Here is a 17,739-nt window from a genome sequence, read left to right as displayed (position 1 = left end):
CATGCGCACCATGCTCGCTTGAATTACAGGTTATTCGAAGCAAAATCCGCCAGACGTGAACGCTCTCCCCGCAACAGAGTGATATGTCCGCTGTGGGGCCAGTTCTTGAAGCGATCAACGGCGTATGTGAGGCCTGAAGTGGTCTCCGTCAAATAGGGTGTATCGATCTGCGCCACGTTCCCCAGGCAGACGATTTTCGTCCCTGGTCCAGCCCGGGTGATGAGAGTCTTCATCTGCTTCGGTGTCAGATTTTGTGCCTCGTCCAGGATGATGTACTTGTTCAGAAATGTCCTGCCACGCATGAAGTTGAGTGAGTGGATGCGGATGCGGCTGCGTAGAAGGTCCTCGGTGGCGGCACGGCCCCATTCTCCTCCCTCGGTCTGGGTGAGTACCTCCAGATTGTCCATCAGCGCACCCATCCATGGCGTCATCTTCTCCTCTTCTGTGCCGGGTAGAAAGCCGATGTCCTCCCCAACAGGCACTGTCACCCGGGTCATGATGATCTCTCGGTAGAGGTTCTGATCCAGCGTCTGCATCAGTCCCGCTGCCAGCGTCAGCAGGGTCTTGCCTGTGCCGGCAGTGCCCAACAGGGTGACGAAGTCGAGTTCCGGGTCGAGCAGCATATTGAGGGCGAAGTTCTGTTCCCGATTGCGGGCATTGATGCCCCAGACGGTATGTTTTTGGTGACGAAAGTCATCGACTAACTCAATGATTGCATCGTCTCCCTCCCGGCGCCGAACTATGCCTTCGATACCGTGATCACCCTCCAGGTAGAGGCATTGGCTGGGATACCATTCACGGGCGTCCGGGCCGCTGACCCGGTAGAAGGTCCGGCCCTCCTCCTGCCAGGCTTCGACCTCTTTCGTATGGTGGTCCCAGAAATCGTCCGGCAGTTTTTCCTCACCGCGATAGAGAAGATTGACGTCGTCCAACACCTGGTCATTGGAGTAATCCTCCGCCCGAATGCCCAGGACTGCAGCCTTGATGCGCAGGTTGATATCCTTGGAGACCAGAATTACTAGCTTGTGTGGATGTGCCTCCTGTAGCCCCATGGCGGTTGCAAGGATGTTATTGTCCGGCGTATTGCCCGGCAGGCTGTCAGGTAGGTGGCTGATGACGGGGGTTGTCTGGAAGAAGAGGCGTCCGGTTACCGAATCCGCATGGTTGCCGTTGAGTTGCAGTGTGTTGAGGGGTAGTCCCAGATTGATTTCACTACTGTCGATCCCGCACATCAGTTCGTCCAGAAATCGGCTGGTCTGACGCACGTTGCGTGCGACTTCTGACATGCCTTTTTTGCCCTTGTCGAGTTCTTCAAGCACCACCATCGGCAGGAAGATGTCGTGCTCCTTAAAGCGGAACAGGGCGGTGGGATCGTGCATCAGCACGTTGGTATCCAGGACAAAGAGGCGGTTGTTTTCTTCTTCTGACATCTTCTATTCCGCGTGGTGATGGGCGGTGTTATTTTTCGGCGCGCATCGCCTTGACCGCATCAAGGACCTCATCGACGTGTCCTTTGACCTTAACTTTGCGCCACTCTTTTCGTAGGAAGCCCGACTCATCGATGAGAAAGGTGCTGCGCTCGATGCCACGTACCTTCTTGCCGTACATGTTCTTCATCTTGATGACGTCGAAGGCGTTGCAGAGCCCCTCCTCCTTATCCGACAGGAGTTCGAAGGGAAAGGCCTGTTTCGTCTTAAAGTTTTCCTGGGCCTTGATGCCGTCGCGGGAGACACCAATGATGACCGTCGATTGACGTCGAAACTTGTTGATAGCCGCGGTGAAATCCCGACCCTCCTGGGCGCATCCAGGTGTGTTGGCCTTGGGATAGAAATAGAGCACGATGGTTTTGCCGCGAAAATCCGACAGTTTAAGCGTCTTGTCGCTGGTAGCGGGCAGCTCGATGTCTGGCACCAGTTTTCCGATGGCGATAGCTGTCATTGTCAAATATTCTCCCGAGTTCAGCCCTTGACGGGCTCGAGGACGGCATCAAGGTTTAACCCGTCACAGTAGTCCATGAACTCGTCCCGCAGCCCGGCAATATGCAGGTCGGAAGGGATGCCCACATTCATGTGTACGGCAAACATCGGGGTGCCGGTGTGCGGCGCAGCGTAGCTTGATGTCATCATGTCTTCGATATTGATGCTTCGCTGGGAAAAAAATTCCGCCAGGTGGTTTACGATGCCGGGGTGATCCATGGCGACCACATCTACAGCGTAAGGCAGCAGATTGCTGGAAGGGCTCCGCTCCTCAGTGCGTTTGGTGATGATGGTAAGGTCAAGTTCCTGTTCCAGTTCCGGCAGGGCGTTTTCCAGCTTGGCAAGGGTATTCCACTGCCCCTCGACCAGCAGCAGGATAGCGAATTCGCCACCAAGTACAGTCATGCGACTATCGGCGATATTGCACCCATCGTCCAGGATCTTCTTTGAAAGTGCATTAACGATGCCTGGACGGTCCTTGCCCAGTGCGGAGATTACAAGGAAGCTGTTTGGAGTGGTCATTTATCTTCGTGTTGTTTTGATTCTGGGTGTGCGCCTGAAGTGGGCGCACTGAGCCTTTAATTCACACTAGCCTGTATCATGTACGGACGGCCGGAAAAGCGCCAACATTTTATTGGTATCCGGTTCAAAGTGTAACACGTCGGCGGCTTGCGTCCGGCAAATCGCTTTTCCAGTCGACTTGTCAGCATCGCAAGCCGCAGGATAACATAGCGGATTGAGCTTGATACCGAGGGTTTTCGAAGAGATGTTTCGCGGCAGCATGGTGGCGATGGTCACTCCCATGAAGGAAGGTGGCAGTCTGGATGATGAGGCACTCTATCGTCTGGTGGACTTCCATGTCGAAATGGGGACGGATGCCATCATCGTGATGGGCACAACAGGTGAATCCGCCACGCTGGACGAGACAGAGCACTGTGGCGTGATCCGCAAGGTGGTTGAATACGCTGCGGGCAGGATTCCCGTCATTGCGGGTACCGGGGCCAATTCGACCACAGAGGCAGTCAGCCTGACACACTGTGCCATGGAGGCAGGGGCGGATGCCTGCCTATTAGTGACCCCCTATTACAACAAGCCGACCCAGGAAGGCCTCTACCTGCACCACAAGGCAGTGGCGGAAGCGGTCGATATCCCACAAATTCTCTACAATGTTCCAGGCCGTACCGCCTGCGACATGCTGCCTGAGACCGTGGCCCGGTTGGCTGAGGTGGAGAACATCATCGGCGTCAAGGAAGCCAGCGGCGATTTGCAGCGCGTGACGCGGATCCGCGAGCTTTGCGGAGCCGATTTTGGTATCTACAGCGGGGACGATGCAACCGGCTGCGAGTCGATGCTGATTGGCGGCGACGGGGTGATCTCCGTAACTTCGAATGTGGCACCCAAGCTGATGCGGCAGATGTGCGCAGCGGCCTTGGCCGGGGAGCGCGAGGCCGCAGAGCGGTTGGATGCTAAAGTGGCAGCGCTGCATGCGGCGTTATTTGTTGAATCCAACCCTATTCCAGTGAAGTGGGCGGTGGTTGAAATGGGTTTGGCGCAGAAAGGTATCCGCTTGCCGTTGACCTGGCTCTCTGAAGTACTCCAGCCAAAAGTACGGGCTGCCATGGAGCAGGCAGGCGTCTGCTAAACCAGTTAATAATTATCCGCAGATTTGCGGGAACTCAAGGTTATCGAAAGATCGAACCCAGCTATGCTGCATACTGTTAAACGACTGATTCTCATCCCGGCCCTCGCTGTTCTGCTCCACGGTTGCAGCTCAACCGGGGATATTTTCTCCGACAAACAGACGGAGTACAGAAACCAACGGGAGATGGTCGACAACCTCGAAGTGCCCCCAGACCTTTCACGTTCTGCGATCAATGATGCGTTGAGGGTGCCGGAGGCGGGCGCGGCGGGGAGCGCCTCTTACTCTGAGTACGCCACCAACCGGCAGGATGGAGGTTCAACCACTCCCAGGCTAGCCGGCAGCACCGTTTTACCCCGTGTGAAGGATGTCGAGGTCGAGCGCGACGGCGATCAGCGCTGGTTGCTTATCAATGCAACTCCGGACGAAGTCTGGCCCAGGGTGGTGGAGTTCTGGCGTCAAAACGGTCTGCTGCTGGTGGAACAGGATCCCACCGTTGGCATCATGCGTACCGACTGGCTTGAGAGTCGGGCAGATGTCAAACAGGGTACGATCACAGAACTGTTTCGCAAGGTTCTGGACAGCGTCTACTCTTCCGCTACCCGCGATCAGTTTCGCGTACGCTTGGAAGAGGGAGAAAAAACCGGCACTACCGAACTCTACCTGACCCACAGGGGCCTTGAAGAAAAACTGGTAGAGAATGTCGGAGGAGACGCCGATACCACCTACTGGACGCCACGACCCAATGATCCAGGTGTCGAGGCTGAGATGCTGCGTCGCCTGATGGTCTATCTGGGCACGAGCGGGGAACATGCTGAACAGGCGTTGGCGCGCAAAGAGGAGCGCAAGGCACGTTCAGAACTGGTGAAATCCGCGACCGAGGCCTACCTCATCATCAATGAAGGTTTTGCCAGAGGTTGGCGCCTGACCGGCGTTGCCCTTGATCGTGTTGGGTTTGCGGTAGAGGATCGCAATCGCTCTGAAGGGATCTATTTTGTCCGCTACATCGATCCCGACAAGGAGGGCGGCAAGGAGAAGGGCTTCTTCTCTAAACTCGCTTTCTGGTCGGATGATAAGCTCGACGATGAGAATCAGTACCAGGTGAAGCTCGAAGCCGAGGGTAAGACGAGCCGGGTAACCGTGCTCAACCAGCAGGGAGAACGTGATATTTCATCGACGGCACTGCGTATTTTGACGCTGCTGCATGAGAATATCCGTTAACTCGACAATCTCATATTTGTCCGAATAGTGACGTGCGTTTTGCGTCGTTGGGAAGTGGCAGCAAAGGGAACGCGCTGCTGATCGAAACCGGCCATGTGCGGGTGTTGGTGGATTGCGGTTTTCCTGCCAGGGAGATCGAACGGCGACTCGGTTTGCTGGATGTGGCTGCGGACTCGCTGGATGCGGTCCTCATCACCCACGAGCACTCCGATCATGTGAGTGGTTTGGGGCCGGTTACCCGGCGTTATAAACTTCCCGCCTGGATGACTGCCGGGACCTACAGGGGCACCAGGTGCGGTGAGATACCGGCACTGCACTGTATCGATAGTCATGCCGGTCCCTTCACTATCGGCGACCTGAAAATCACCCCCTATCCTGTACCTCACGACGCCCGTGAACCCTGCCAGTTTGTTTTTCGGGCGGATGGGGTATCTCTTGGTTTGCTGACTGATGCCGGGCACATTACGCCGCATATCGTCGAAAATCTTTCCGACTGCGACGCTTTGCAGCTGGAGTTCAACCACGATACCGAAATGTTGCGCGCCGGACCCTACCCGCCCCGGTTGCAGGCGCGGGTGGGTGGCGTGCTGGGCCATCTGAGCAATCGCCAGTCCTTTGAACTTCTGGCGCGTCTTGACCAGCAGAGGCTGCGGCATCTGGTGGCTGCCCACCTCAGTGAAGCAAATAATACCGCCGCACTGGTTCGCGAGGGAGTAATGTTGCATGCGCCTCAAATCGTTGAACGGCTGACGGTGGCGACACAGCGCACTCCCACCACCTGGTTGGTTTTATGAAGTGCATTCCGCTTGTATTGGTTCCTGCTGAATTACTTATAATTCTTTAATTTTCAGGTGGTTGGTTGTATCGTATGCGAGTTTTAACAATTGAGCGGATCGGCAGGACTGCCTGACCTTTCCGTGTAAGAAAAAATGGGTTGGAGGAGTGAGTTATGGCGCATATCGTTGTAGTAGGTGCTGGTACTGGTGGAATGCCCTGTGCTTATGAATTACGCGCCGAATTGGGGCGCGAACATGAGGTGACGATGATCAACGAACGGGAGTATTTCCAGTTCGTGCCGTCGAACCCCTGGCTGGCTGTGGGATGGCGTGAGCGGTCACATATCACCTTTGAGATTCGTCCACACCTGGAGCGCAAAGGTATCAACTTTATCGCCAAACGCGTCGATAAGATTGATGCGGAAGGCAACAAGCTCGAGTTGGATGGCGGCGAAGTCATCGAATACGACTATCTGGTAATCGCCACCGGCCCGAGACTGGCTTTTGAAGAAGTTGAGGGTTCAGGCCCCAAGGGGCATACCGAGTCGATCTGTACTGTGGATCATGCCGAAAAGGCTTACGAGGCCTATCAGGCACTACTAGAAGATCCGGGGCAGGTGGTGATCGGCGCCATGCCCTTCGCCAGTTGTTTTGGCCCCGCCTACGAATTTTCTTTCATCGTTGATTCAGACCTGCGCAAGCGCAAGCTGCGCGACAAGGTCCCCATGACCTACGTGACTTCCGAACCCTATGTTGGGCATCTCGGTCTGGGCGGCGTCGGTGACTCAAAGGGTTTTCTGGAGAGTGATTTTCGCGCCCACCATATCAACTGGATCACCAATGCAAAGGTGATCAAGATTGAAGCGGGTTTGATGTTCATCGAGCAGTACGATGATTCCGGCCATAAGATCAAAGAGATCGAGCTGCCATTCAAATACTCCATGATGCTACCTGCCTTCAAGGGTGTCGATGCGGTTGCCAATGTTGAGGGGCTTTGCAACCCTCGCGGCTTTGTCTTTGTGGATGACCACCAGCGCAACCCGACCTACGGAAATATCTATGCTGCCGGTGTCTGCATTGCCATACCGCCGGTGGAAGCGACTGCTGTGCCAACCGGTGCGCCCAAGACCGGTTACATGATCGAGTCGATGGTTACCGCAATCGTGCATAACATTGCGGATACCCTGAACGGCAAGGAAGGCACTACCCTGGCTACCTGGAATGCCATCTGTCTGGCGGATATGGGAGACACAGGTGCTGCTTTTGTCGCCCTGCCGCAGATTCCTCCGCGTAATGTCGCCTGGTTCAAGAAGGGGAAATGGGTACACATGGCCAAGATCGCCTTCGAGAAGTACTTCATCCGCAAGATGAAAAAGGGTACATCAGAGCCGATCTACGAGAAGTACATCCTCAAGATGCTGGGTATCGGCAAGCTGAAATAGACACCGCATATCCCGATAAAAAGCCCGGTCTTGTGACCGGGCTTTTTTGGTTAAAGGGGCAGGATTAGCGATAATGCCCATTTTCAGGTTGTTATTGTAGTGAAGGGGGTCGGAGTCAAATTTGACTCCGCTCCCTATGGAGTTCAGCTAATTAAAGGTAACTTGGTTCCATGACATCTTCTTGTATAAGCAGACACCAGACGGTTGGCGTGCCGGTTGGCCGGATTCTCATTGGCGGTGATGCGCCAGTGGTGGTGCAGTCGATGACCAATACCGATACGACGGATGTTGACGCCACCGTAAGACAGGTGGCGGAACTGGCGCGGGCCGGGTCCGAGCTGGTGCGCATTACGGTCAATAATGAGGCAGCCGCCAAAGCGGTGCCGTCAATACGCGAGGCGCTGGACAAGCAGGGGTTGAATGTCCCGCTGATCGGGGATTTTCACTTCAACGGCCACCGCCTGCTGGCGGATTTTCCCGAATGCGCCCAGGCTTTGGGGAAATATCGCATCAATCCTGGGAATGTGGGTAGCGGAGAGAAGCGTGACAGCCAGTACGCCACCATGATCGAGACCGCCTGTCGATATGACAAGCCGGTACGTATAGGGGTCAACTGGGGCAGTCTGGACAAGACTCTGGTGGCGAGCATGATGGATGAGAATGCCCGTGCGGCCGATCCGCTGGATGCGGATGAGGTGACCCATGAGATCATGATCAAGTCGGCGTTGGACAGTGCTCTCCGGGCGGAAGCGTTGGGTCTCGGCAGAGATCATATCGTGCTCTCCTGCAAGATGAGTGGTGTGCAGGATCTGATCGCGGTCTACCGGAAACTGGCCGCCCGCAGTGACTATGCCCTGCACCTCGGGTTGACAGAAGCGGGGATGGGTTCCAAAGGGATCGTTGCCTCCACGGCTGCATTGGCGGTGCTGCTGCAGGAGGGGATTGGTGACACTATCCGCATCTCATTGACGCCGGAGCCCGGTGGCGCACGCACCCAGGAGGTGGTGGTTGCCCAGGAACTCCTGCAGTCGATGGGACTAAGGGCCTTTGCACCGATGGTAGTGGCCTGCCCCGGTTGTGGGCGCACCACCAGTACCCTGTTCCAGCAATTGGCCAAGGACGTGCAGAGCCACTTACGGGCGCAGATGCCGGTCTGGCGCCGGCAATACCCAGGTGCGCAAGAGATGTCGGTGGCGGTGATGGGATGCGTGGTCAATGGCCCCGGAGAGAGCAAGCAAGCTAATATCGGTATCAGCTTGCCGGGTACTGGAGAGAGCCCCTCGGCGCCCGTATTTGTGGATGGAGAGAAGGTGGCTACACTCAAGGGAGATGATATTGCGGCACAGTTTATGGGGATTGTGGATGGATATGTGAGGGATCGCTACGGGCGAAATCCACAGGGAGAATAGTGTTCAACGTTTTTTACGCGGTCGCACTGCAAGTAGAAGAGGGCGAATGAAATAATAATTCAGTAGCCGCACTTAAAGTAGGTTTTTTGTTATAATGCCTGCCAAAAGAGAGTCTTCGCTTGCATGACAACCTTAGGTCAGAGGAACCGTTATGGCTCGAGAGGTAGTGAAAGCAGGTCTATTCTGTATTTTTCTGGTGTCGTTGCCGGCACTGTCTGGTTGCGTGAGTCTGCCGCCGGAGGTAAAAGCGGAGCTGCTCGAACCCTTGGCGGGCCAGCCGAACAACTTCCCATCGGAAGCGCGTGACAGTCGCAGTTCCGAAACGGCCGGCAGCAAGGGGAACTGAGCAGTGCGCTGGTTGTCGTTATTCCTTGTCTTCCTGCTGGCCGCCTGCACCAATCCGACGCGGCAGGATTTCAAGACCTGGCAGGTGGCCGGTGAGGACCCGCAGCAGTTTCTCAGTTTGCCCCTCGTCTCCGGTCAGGTGGTGGTTATCGGCTCCGGCGCCATCATGGATATGGGCATTACCCTGATCCCTGAGTCCTATCCCCCTTATCTCCATGCCGGCATCCTGGTAATCGATGACGGCGCGCCCTATGTCTACGACATCACGGGTGCCGCCGGTTTCAACCTGACCTGCCTTCCACCAACAGATGTGATCAAAGGCGAGGTGCAGCGTACACCTTTTGGGCAGTTTGTCCGGAGTTACCATCATGTTGCGATCTACGAGCCAACGGGTCTGGACAAGGCGCGTATTGCGGACTATGCCCGGACCCAGCTCCGTGAGGAGGCGCCTTTCGACCCCTATTTCAATTACGCTGAGCACGAAAAGCTCTACTGCACCGAATTCATTGCCTTGGCGCTGGAGGTGGGAGGTGCAGAACGTTTCGAACTCCCTCCGAATCGCCCAAATCGTTCGGTTTCAGTGGTGTTGGATTGGCTGAAGATCCCCGACCATGGGCTGTTGATGCCTTCAGATCTTGTCGTTGCATCAAAGCGGGTGGCGTTGTTGAGCACCAGACATACACTGGCCGAGATCTATCTGCTCAACGCACTGAAAGAGGAACTGCATCGTCGTTTCACCTGTGATCAGCGCTTGGGCAACCTCTTTTATTGGAACGGATTCGACGTGCGACTGAGAAAACCGGTGGACAGATTCATGGATGCGGGTCTGGCGCTGTTTCCGCTGGATAGTGAGGTTGATGAGCGGGAGGCCCGGCTTGCGGTGCGGGAGCTGGCGGACGAGATGTACGGGCCACTGCCCGAAACGGCGGTGCTGTCGAGGTGCGAAGATATCAAGCAGGAGAGTATCCTGGCCGGGCAGTGAAACCAGGTGGGATGCGAACCGAGCAAGGTGAGTATTTGGGTGTCACTACCCAATTTGACGGCGAGTTTCCAGGAGAGGAATACGTCGGAAAAGACCGCTACCCGCTGTTTGGCGGGAGCGGAAACTGAAGCGGAGGATAAGACATTGAACAGATTGACACTGATTTCACTGGCGGCGGCAGCCTCGTTTTGCATACACTCCACGGCCATGGCGGAGCCCACGTTCGATCCGGGTGTGATGTTCTACGTGAATGTGCCTTTTGGGCAGAGTAGCTCCCGGAATAGCGGTGAAGAACGGCTCGGATTTCGGCTCGACTATGATTCCCGTCAGTTGTGGAATGAGAAAAGAGTGCAATGGGGGGCGTCGCGTTTCCGTATGGCGCCACTACTCGATTTCAATATGACTGGAGCCGGTGCAGGTTCGATCGATCTGCGTGGCCAGACGCTCGCCTATTCACCCGGCGGCGAAGGAGGATCAAGCTCGACCCCCGCGGCCTCGAAAGCGAGCATGAAAAAATACCCCTGGGTTTGGATAGTCTTGGGCACTGCAGCCGCCGGCATGGCGATTTCCTGTGCCAACGACCAGTGGCCTTGCTTTCATAGGGATGAAGTGAGCGGCGATAGTGTCCCGCCAGACGATTACGTCTCCCCGCCTACCTAAACTTGCTGCATAAGCGTTCCAGAAAAACAGGAAGAGGGGCCGAGGGAATAATTATTCCTCCGCCCCTCTTTATGTTGCAAAAAAACTTCCTGATTTCCTCTGAAACTCTGAGATGGTAGGGTGCGCTGTGTGCACCATGACGTTCTTATTCAATAATCAGCCGGGAGAAGACAATGTGGAAACCAGCAAAAGACCTGTTATTGGCAACGGTAGGCCTGACCCTGTCCCAGGCCGTACCGGCTGATGAAGAACCCGCACTTCTGGTGTCGACGCAACGCCTCACCCTGGAGGTGGCAACATCCATAGCCCAAGGTGCAGTTGCGGCCTGCCGCGAACAGGGTATCCAGATTGCCGCCACCGTGGTGGATCGTGAGGGAACGGTACAGGTCGTGCTCAGAGATACCATTGCCGCTCCCATCACCGTGCCGATCAGCCGGCAAAAGGCTTTTACCGCCGTTAACTTCAATGCGGCAACCTCTCAACTCAGCGATCGGGCCGATACGCCGATTGGCCGCATCGACGGGCTGGTGATGTCCGCTGGCGGTCTGGCAATCCAGGTGGGTGGTCAGTTGGTGGGTGGTATCGGCGTCAGCGGGGCACCTTCGGGTAAGACCGATGAGGCATGCGCCCAAGCGGGGATCGACAAGGTCATTGATGACCTGGAGATGTCGATGTAGTTCCGCAGGCCTGATCAAGCGCTGTAGATCAGGCAGCCCAAATCCGAGGTTTATTGAGGACGAATCCATTAGGGAATCGCTGAACGGACAGGAAAACCTGTCATTGCGAGGGAGCGTAGCGACTGCGGCAATCTCCTGCTACGGAGTACTACCCAAGGAGATTGCTTCGCTACGCTCGCAATGACGAAAAATGTCATTCATTCAGAGGCTCCTTAGCCGGGCATTACCGAATTGTGATGATGATCGTGGTTATGGTCATGGTCGTGTGGTTCAGCGGGCGGCAATGCCTCCCCGGCAACAACCTTGGCGGCTGCAGTTTGTGGATCGGCCTCGCTGGTGGCGACAACCCGGACACCCTGAGATGCCATGCGGCGAATGAAACCCTCTCCACAGCCACCGGTAATCAGCACGTCCATTTCAAAAACGGGATGCTGGCTACCGCGGAACTCATGCATGCTCATCTCCTTTGGGAGATCCAGCCGCTCGCCTTCGATTATCTGACCACTATCATCCTGTTCGAACACCAGAAAACGGCGGTTTTTTCCCGCGTGCCCGGTGATGGTCCGGAAATTCTGGCTGGTGATACCGATTTTCATACTGGCCTCAGGCGGCTGCCCGGTTTGAAATGAGTGACCTGGCCCACTCTTCCATAGCCGCATTGGCGACAGGCATAGGGGCTTCCATGAAGGTGATACTGAAATGCCCGTCGGTTTCACAGACGCCGATGGAGCGTGGACGCACAGCCAGCTGCATGGGGTCTTGCAGGGTCAGGCCGAAGCAGAAAACGATGTTGACCGCGGCAGTAATTTCTTCAGCAATCTGTCCTTCCGGTAGGGCCGTCGTATGGGCGAAATGATCAAAAACGGCGATGAATCTGGCGCTTCGGTGAGTTTCGATCTGTTGCCTGATATGGGCAACTATTTCATCTACTGAATTGAATCGGCACTCCGGCCCCTTGATGTCCAGTTGAAAAACAGGATAAGTCTCTTCCAGCAGTGTTTGCTTCACCTTGCCTACTCCAAGCCGTCTAGTTAGTTTCCGCCCAGAAAACCTATCATTCAGGACAGTGGGAATGCTAAGTGTCATCCCGGCTGAAGGCATTGAAAATAGTCAATCTTCAGCGATACGCTGCAGATTGGGGATGTCGAGCAGGAAATGGTTGCTGCTGGTCTCTACCAACAGACTCTGCCGTTTGAATTCCGCAATGGTTCGGCTGGCGGTTTCGGTGGTAATGCCCAGCATCGCGCCCATGTCTTCACGGGCAAAGAGTAGGCATTCGCTGGTTTCAGCATCACTGACCAGGCGCAGCAGCAATCTTGCCACACGCTGTTTTGCGGAGCCGGTTGAGAGTTCTGTGAGCCAGGCGTCGGCTTCGTTGAGCGCCCGTTGCCAGCGGTTGAGTAATTCCCGGTGAAGTTTCGGGTTCTCTTTGCTCAGATTTTCCACGACCTTGACCGGCAGGCTGCAAGCCTCAGTCGGTTGCAGGACGACCGCATCGTGCTTGTAGTTTTCTCCGAGCAGGCACTCCAGCCCGGTGACATCCGTGGCACGGATCAGACGCACGATGCGTTGGCTACCGTCCGGCAGGTACTGTACCAGTTTGAGTACTCCCGACCGGATAGTGTACATGCGGTCACCGACGTCGCCGGCGCGATAGAGCGTGGATCCTACCGGAAGCGTGTATTGATCGATAGGGTCGTGTATCTGTTCAAAATTTTCTTCGTCCAGCCCTGAAAAAAGCACCGATTCTCTGAGCGCACAGACTTTGCAGTCTGCAATACCATCCCAGGCTTCTTTGAATGTGACATTTTTTACCATGTTGGCTTTTCCGACGGTATGTAAGTAGGCTGGCAAGCCCTGTCGCAGGTCAAACGCCTGCTTTTTCCCGAGTGTGGGGTCAGGTTGCACGATAGCAGATATCAGTGTGAGAAAAAGCCTGAATTTATTTCCTGATTTCATCTGAAATGGTGCAAACTGTCCATTCAGGCAGTTTCTTGATGCTACCATAGCTGCGTTTTTGCGTGCTCATGCCTGATGGCAATGGAGGAGATATGGCTGCAGGTCAAGATGATCATAAATTCTGGATTCTCGGTGTGGATGATGAACCACAGAACCTGGAGATTCTCGAGGAGATTCTGGGAGATCAGTTTGAGTTGACGCTTGTGAACAGTGGCCGTGCCTGCCTGGACGAGGCAAATGCCGCTCCGCCTGACTTGGTTCTGCTTGACGTCAATATGCAGGGGATGGACGGTCTGGAGGTCTGCCGTCGTTTAAAGGCAGAACCCGATACCTCGGATATTCCGGTCATCTTCGTCTCCGCCTACTCCAAACTGGAAGAGCGATTGGCGGGCTACCGGGCAGGGGGTGATGATTACGTCACGAAACCTTTCGACGATGAGGAACTCCTGATCAAGGTCAAGCTGGCGCTTGCGACCAAGCGCCAGCTCGATTCGCTTCAGCAGTCCTCAACTGATGCCCTGGATGTGGCGCAAACGGCCCTGTCTGTCAGTGGTGAAGCTGAAGCACTCCTCCATTTTTTAGGTGCTGCCTACCCGTTGAACAGTCGAGCGGATCTCGGCAAGAGCATGCTTGATATGTTTGAGTGTTACGGGTTGAGAGTTGTGTTGAGAATAGAGAGTGAAGAAGGTGATCTCTATCTCTCCCATGAAGGCGATGTCGGCCCATTGGAGCAGGAAGTGCTGGAGATGGGGCCGGATGATGGACGTTTCATCGATTTCGGACGCCGCACATTGGCCAAATACGGCGGTGTTTCCGTATTGATCAGGAATATGCCGGTAGAAGACGCGAATAGGCATGCCCGCTGGAAAAAAAACCTGGAAGTAATGCTGCAGATATCGAATGCAAGAGTTGTCGGAATCGACAATGAGCAGCGATTGCAAAGGCAGGGTGAAACACTGCTTCGGATGCAGGATCTGACACGGAACATTCTGTCTGATATGCGGAATGCAAATGATTCATCCGAGGGAATGAGCAGGAGTAGCGTTGAGCGGGTTATCGATCAGATGGATCTGCTGCTTGATGCGGTCGAATCTGAAGTTGGGTAACAACAGGCAGGTTGATGGGAGATAGAGAGGGCCATGCCTGATTTCTTTTCAAACAGTCATATTGCATCTGAACTTTCGGCTGAACTGAGACACCAGGTCAATGAGCGCGGTAGCCGGGATATGGGACGCCGGGCCGGAATTGTCGTTTTTGCCTACCCCGCGCTTGTCTCATTTATCCTCATCGGCAGTACGCTTCTCAGAAGTCAGCTGCAGATCATGGGACCTGTTGCTCTGATGCTGCTTGCCGCCAGCGGCATTCGTTATTTCTACTCGAAACGACTCTCCCTGATTACCGATGAGAGGCTTGTCGAATTCCGCAGGGGATACACTTTCTGGAGTTTGGCGAGCGGCTTTCTGCTGGGATTCTTCTCCGCGCTTGCACTTCACGTCGCCGGACTTAGCGCAGATGGTTTCGTCATGCTGATCGCCACTGCTGGTATGAGCGGCGGAGCGATAGGTACGATGACGCAGTTCCCGAAAGTCTGGAACATGTTTCTCGCCCTGATCTGGATGCCCGTTATAGTAATCAGCTTCTATATCGGGATCCAGGGCGATACCCTGGGTTATCTGATGGTGGTCTATGCCGGAATCTATTGGGGATTTATTCTTCTGGTTGGTCATCGCATTGCTGCCGAATATTGGCAGGGTCAGATCAGTCTGGTGGAGTCGGAGGGCCATGCCCGCAGTCTGGACAAGGCGTTGAAACTGCTCGAAGAGAAAGAGAGTGAAGTCAGACTGCATCGTGATCACCTGCAGGAATTGGTGGCGGAGCAGACCCGGGATCTGCGAGAGGCAATGGAGGCGGCTGAGCGGGCAAACCAGAGTAAGTCGGAATTTCTTGCGAACATGTCCCACGAGTTGCGTACACCGATGCACGCAATCTTGAGTTTCTCCAAATTTGGCCTCAATAAGGTCTCAGCGGAGGTGGATCAAAAGCTGAACAAATACTTCTCGCGTATCAATGAGAGCGGCAATCGGCTACTGGCACTGCTGAACGATTTGCTTGATTTGTCGAAACTGGAAGCCGGGCGCATGGAGTTCGAGCTGGAACAGAATGACTTGGCAAAAGTCTTCAATACCTGTCTCGCAGAACAGGAGGCCAGATTCAAGGAACATGACTTGAGGGTCTTCATCGACCCGATAAAAGGGTCAACGCTGGCAACTTTCGATGCGTTACGTATTGGCCAGGTGATTACCAATCTACTCTCTAATGCCCTTAAATTCACTCCTGACGGAAAAGCTGTCCATATCACCATCGTTTCTGATGAAATCCCCATGGGGCGACGGGAAGACGATGGTAAAGATTGCGATGCACTGCGTTTCACCATTCGGGATCAGGGCATAGGAATCCCGGAAGATGAACTCGAGGCCGTGTTTGATAAGTTTATCCAGAGCAGCAAGACCAATAATGGTGCGGGCGGCACCGGTCTGGGTCTGGCTATATGCCATGAGATCATCGATGGACATCGGGGCCGCATCTGGGCGGAAAATGCCGATGATGGTGGTGCTGTTTTCAGCTTTATTATTCCCCGCATGCCATTCTTTCCTTAATTCCACTTCAAGCCTGTTAAACTACCCGATTTTTCCTTTGGCGCGATCGGTGGGTCGATAGGACTCTCTTTGCGCCAATCTCCAACGGTGAATCGATGTCGCTGATCAGACTGAGAAATATACAACTTGGATTTGGTGGCCCGTTGCTGCTGGATGGGGTGGATCTCTCCATTGAACGGGGTGAGCGGATCTGTTTGCTTGGACGCAATGGTGCTGGCAAATCGACCCTCATGAAGATCATTCTTGGGGAGCTGACTGCTGATGACGGTGAGCGGGTCGTCAGTGGCGGCGTGCGCATTGCACGCCTCATGCAGGAAGTACCCAAAGCGCTGAAGGGTTCTGTCTTCGATATTGTGGCAAATGGCATCGGGGAACTCTCTGAAGTGATAAAACAGTACCATCAGATCAGCACCCGTCTTGCCGAGACGGGTGACGAAACCCTGCTCGAACCCCTGGCCAGGGTTCAGCATGAGCTTGAGGCAGGGGATGGCTGGCAGTTGGAACAGCGGGTCGAGACGGTAATCTCCCGACTATCGCTGGATCCTGACATGCAGTTCGAGGCACTTTCCGGTGGACTCAAGCGACGGGTGCTGTTGGCGCAGGCGCTGGTGACTGAACCTGATCTGCTGCTGCTGGACGAACCTACCAATCATCTCGATATCGAATCCATCGACTGGATGGAGGAATTTCTGCTGGGTTACGGTGGGGCGCTGCTCTTTGTGACCCATGACCGTGCATTTCTGCGTCATCTTGCCACGCGGATTCTGGAACTTGACCGGGGGCGCCTGACCGACTGGCCGGGAGACTACGACAATTTTTTGCGCCGCAAGGAGGAGATGCTCAATGCCGAGGCGCAGGAGAATGCCCGTTTCGACAAGAAGCTGGCGCAGGAGGAGGTCTGGATCCGTCAGGGGATCAAGGCCCGCCGCACCCGAAATGAGGGGCGGGTGAGAGCGCTGAAGGCGATGCGGGATGAGCATAGCCGCAGGCGTAGTGAAACTGGTCAGGTGCGTATGCAGCTGCAGGCGGGTGATCGCTCCGGCAAGCTGGTGGTCGAGGTGGATGATATCAGCTATGCATGGGAGGGAGAGCCGGTGATCCGCGGTTTCTCCACCACCATCATGCGGGGTGACCGGATAGGCATCATCGGCCCCAATGGCGCCGGTAAGACCACCCTGCTCAATCTGCTGCTTGGACGGTTGCAACCGGACAGCGGCAGCGTGAAGCTTGGGACCAATTTGGAAGTGGTCTACTTTGACCAACTGCGCAGTCAACTGCAGGAGGATTTGTCGGTACAGGATAATGTGGGTGGTGGTAGCGACAAGGTCGAGATCGGCGGCAACAGCAGACACATTATCTCCTATCTGCAGGATTTTCTCTTTACCCCGGAGCGGGCGCGCACTCCGGTGAAGGCGCTCTCCGGCGGTGAACGCAACCGGTTGCTGCTGGCCAAACTGTTTACAAAACCGTCCAATGTGCTGGTGCTCGATGAACCCACCAACGATCTGGATGTGGAGACCCTGGAACTGCTCGAAGAGCTGCTTATCAACTTCACGGGCACACTGCTGCTGGTCAGTCATGACCGTGATTTTCTCGATAATGCGGTCACCGCCTGTTTGGTGTTCGAGGGGGAAAAGCGGATCTCCGAGTACGTTGGGGGATACAGCGACTGGGACCGCCATCGCAAACAGCAGCAGGCTCTGCCGGTGGCTTCCTCAGAAAAAGCGGTAAAGTCTGAGCCGAGTCCGCCGAAAAAGGGGGCAGGAAAGCTCAGTTACAAAGACCAACGCGAGTTGGGCGCTCTGCCGCAGCGGATTGAAACCATCGAGAAAGAGATTGGGGATATCCAGCAGCAGTTGAGTGATCCTGAAATCTATCAGCAGAGTGGTGACAAAGTTACCGGCCTGCAGCGGGAACTGAAAGAACTGGAACAGGCATTGGAAACGGCCTTCGATCGCTGGGAGACGTTGGAAGCCCAACAAAGTTGAAGCCAGAC

General features: G+C 55.1%; 18 protein-coding genes. 12 read left to right on the top strand and 6 right to left on the bottom strand.

Annotated features, from left to right (window positions below):
- Positions 1-23: 23 nt before the first annotated feature.
- The 3 genes from HPY30_03670 to HPY30_03660 are packed head-to-tail and all read right to left on the bottom strand — an operon-like array spanning position 24 to position 2,498.
- Positions 24-1,430 (bottom strand): PhoH family protein, encoded by a 1,407-nt coding sequence (locus tag HPY30_03670; GenBank protein ID QYZ65169.1) that lies wholly within the window; start codon positions 1,428-1,430, stop codon positions 24-26.
- Positions 1,431-1,458: 28 nt separating this feature from the next.
- Entirely contained in the window at positions 1,459-1,938 is a 480-nt protein-coding gene (locus HPY30_03665) for a peroxiredoxin (protein ID QYZ65168.1), read from the bottom strand.
- 20 nt (positions 1,939-1,958) lie between these two features.
- Positions 1,959-2,498, bottom strand: a complete 540-nt coding sequence (locus tag HPY30_03660; GenBank protein QYZ65167.1) for a glycine cleavage system protein R — start codon at positions 2,496-2,498, stop codon at positions 1,959-1,961.
- 244 nt (positions 2,499-2,742) lie between these two features.
- On the opposite strand from HPY30_03660, the gene HPY30_03655 reads away from it, so the two are divergent.
- The 9 genes from HPY30_03655 to HPY30_03615 all read left to right on the top strand — a co-directional run bounded on the left by HPY30_03655 (position 2,743) and on the right by HPY30_03615 (position 11,127).
- Positions 2,743-3,618: a 4-hydroxy-tetrahydrodipicolinate synthase gene (locus tag HPY30_03655; protein ID QYZ67889.1), complete on the top strand. Its 876-nt coding sequence runs from the start codon at positions 2,743-2,745 to the stop codon at positions 3,616-3,618.
- A gap of 63 nt (positions 3,619-3,681) precedes the next feature.
- Positions 3,682-4,836 (top strand): outer membrane protein assembly factor BamC, encoded by a 1,155-nt coding sequence (gene bamC / locus HPY30_03650; protein ID QYZ65166.1) that lies wholly within the window; start codon positions 3,682-3,684, stop codon positions 4,834-4,836.
- A gap of 32 nt (positions 4,837-4,868) precedes the next feature.
- Entirely contained in the window at positions 4,869-5,630 is a 762-nt protein-coding gene (locus HPY30_03645) for an MBL fold metallo-hydrolase (GenBank protein QYZ65165.1), read from the top strand.
- Positions 5,631-5,785: 155 nt separating this feature from the next.
- A complete protein-coding gene (locus HPY30_03640) occupies positions 5,786-7,054 on the top strand; it encodes an NAD(P)/FAD-dependent oxidoreductase (protein QYZ65164.1) in 1,269 nt (422 codons plus the stop codon).
- A 170-nt stretch (positions 7,055-7,224) separates the two neighbouring features.
- A complete protein-coding gene (ispG, locus tag HPY30_03635) occupies positions 7,225-8,463 on the top strand; it encodes a flavodoxin-dependent (E)-4-hydroxy-3-methylbut-2-enyl-diphosphate synthase (GenBank protein ID QYZ65163.1) in 1,239 nt (412 codons plus the stop codon).
- Positions 8,464-8,614: 151 nt separating this feature from the next.
- On the top strand, positions 8,615-8,809 hold the full coding sequence (locus HPY30_03630; GenBank protein QYZ65162.1) for a hypothetical protein: 195 nt from the start codon (positions 8,615-8,617) through the stop codon (positions 8,807-8,809).
- A gap of 12 nt (positions 8,810-8,821) precedes the next feature.
- Positions 8,822-9,790 carry a hypothetical protein gene (locus HPY30_03625; GenBank protein ID QYZ65161.1) on the top strand — a complete coding sequence of 323 codons (969 nt, stop codon included), beginning with the start codon at positions 8,822-8,824 and terminating at the stop codon, positions 9,788-9,790.
- 39 nt (positions 9,791-9,829) lie between these two features.
- On the top strand, positions 9,830-10,450 hold the full coding sequence (locus HPY30_03620) for a hypothetical protein (GenBank protein QYZ65160.1): 621 nt from the start codon (positions 9,830-9,832) through the stop codon (positions 10,448-10,450).
- 173 nt (positions 10,451-10,623) lie between these two features.
- Positions 10,624-11,127: a heme-binding protein gene (locus tag HPY30_03615; GenBank protein QYZ65159.1), complete on the top strand. Its 504-nt coding sequence runs from the start codon at positions 10,624-10,626 to the stop codon at positions 11,125-11,127.
- A gap of 212 nt (positions 11,128-11,339) precedes the next feature.
- Here HPY30_03615 and HPY30_03610 read toward each other — a convergent pair whose 3' ends face one another.
- The 3 genes from HPY30_03610 to HPY30_03600 all read right to left on the bottom strand — a co-directional run bounded on the left by HPY30_03610 (position 11,340) and on the right by HPY30_03600 (position 12,945).
- Entirely contained in the window at positions 11,340-11,723 is a 384-nt protein-coding gene (locus HPY30_03610) for a nitrogen fixation protein (protein ID QYZ65158.1), read from the bottom strand.
- A gap of 7 nt (positions 11,724-11,730) precedes the next feature.
- Entirely contained in the window at positions 11,731-12,135 is a 405-nt protein-coding gene (locus HPY30_03605; protein QYZ65157.1) for a hypothetical protein, read from the bottom strand.
- A gap of 102 nt (positions 12,136-12,237) precedes the next feature.
- On the bottom strand, positions 12,238-12,945 hold the full coding sequence (locus tag HPY30_03600) for a Crp/Fnr family transcriptional regulator (protein ID QYZ65156.1): 708 nt from the start codon (positions 12,943-12,945) through the stop codon (positions 12,238-12,240).
- A 233-nt stretch (positions 12,946-13,178) separates the two neighbouring features.
- Between HPY30_03600 and HPY30_03595 the strand changes: the two genes are divergently transcribed.
- The 3 genes from HPY30_03595 to HPY30_03585 all read left to right on the top strand — a co-directional run bounded on the left by HPY30_03595 (position 13,179) and on the right by HPY30_03585 (position 17,731).
- Positions 13,179-14,192, top strand: a complete 1,014-nt coding sequence (locus HPY30_03595; GenBank protein ID QYZ65155.1) for a response regulator — start codon at positions 13,179-13,181, stop codon at positions 14,190-14,192.
- A gap of 33 nt (positions 14,193-14,225) precedes the next feature.
- Positions 14,226-15,743 carry a HAMP domain-containing histidine kinase gene (locus HPY30_03590; protein QYZ65154.1) on the top strand — a complete coding sequence of 506 codons (1,518 nt, stop codon included), beginning with the start codon at positions 14,226-14,228 and terminating at the stop codon, positions 15,741-15,743.
- A gap of 95 nt (positions 15,744-15,838) precedes the next feature.
- Positions 15,839-17,731: an ATP-binding cassette domain-containing protein gene (locus tag HPY30_03585; GenBank protein ID QYZ65153.1), complete on the top strand. Its 1,893-nt coding sequence runs from the start codon at positions 15,839-15,841 to the stop codon at positions 17,729-17,731.
- The last annotated feature ends 8 nt before the right edge of the window (positions 17,732-17,739 follow it).

This window comes from Gammaproteobacteria bacterium (ex Lamellibrachia satsuma) (assembly GCA_019623805.1).
In the GTDB taxonomy this organism is placed as follows: domain Bacteria; phylum Pseudomonadota; class Gammaproteobacteria; order Chromatiales; family Chromatiaceae; genus QGON01.
This window is presented reverse-complemented; position numbering and strand designations above follow the sequence as displayed.

Bases quoted from the DNA above. Each gene is read 5' to 3' on its own strand.
- HPY30_03595 (QYZ65155.1), top strand. From the start codon at position 13,179: ATGGCTGCAGGTCAAGATGATCATAAATTCTGGATTCTCGGTGTGGAT.
- HPY30_03590 (QYZ65154.1), top strand. From the start codon at position 14,226: ATGCCTGATTTCTTTTCAAACAGTCATATTGCATCTGAACTTTCGGCT.
- HPY30_03600 (QYZ65156.1), bottom strand. From the start codon at position 12,945: ATGGTAAAAAATGTCACATTCAAAGAAGCCTGGGATGGTATTGCAGAC.
- HPY30_03640 (QYZ65164.1), top strand. From the start codon at position 5,786: ATGGCGCATATCGTTGTAGTAGGTGCTGGTACTGGTGGAATGCCCTGT.
- HPY30_03610 (QYZ65158.1), bottom strand. From the start codon at position 11,723: ATGAAAATCGGTATCACCAGCCAGAATTTCCGGACCATCACCGGGCAC.
- HPY30_03660 (QYZ65167.1), bottom strand. From the start codon at position 2,498: ATGACCACTCCAAACAGCTTCCTTGTAATCTCCGCACTGGGCAAGGAC.
- bamC (QYZ65166.1), top strand. From the start codon at position 3,682: ATGCTGCATACTGTTAAACGACTGATTCTCATCCCGGCCCTCGCTGTT.
- HPY30_03585 (QYZ65153.1), top strand. From the start codon at position 15,839: ATGTCGCTGATCAGACTGAGAAATATACAACTTGGATTTGGTGGCCCG.
- HPY30_03655 (QYZ67889.1), top strand. From the start codon at position 2,743: ATGTTTCGCGGCAGCATGGTGGCGATGGTCACTCCCATGAAGGAAGGT.
- HPY30_03665 (QYZ65168.1), bottom strand. From the start codon at position 1,938: ATGACAGCTATCGCCATCGGAAAACTGGTGCCAGACATCGAGCTGCCC.
- ispG (QYZ65163.1), top strand. From the start codon at position 7,225: ATGACATCTTCTTGTATAAGCAGACACCAGACGGTTGGCGTGCCGGTT.
- HPY30_03615 (QYZ65159.1), top strand. From the start codon at position 10,624: ATGTGGAAACCAGCAAAAGACCTGTTATTGGCAACGGTAGGCCTGACC.
- HPY30_03670 (QYZ65169.1), bottom strand. From the start codon at position 1,430: ATGTCAGAAGAAGAAAACAACCGCCTCTTTGTCCTGGATACCAACGTG.
- HPY30_03630 (QYZ65162.1), top strand. From the start codon at position 8,615: ATGGCTCGAGAGGTAGTGAAAGCAGGTCTATTCTGTATTTTTCTGGTG.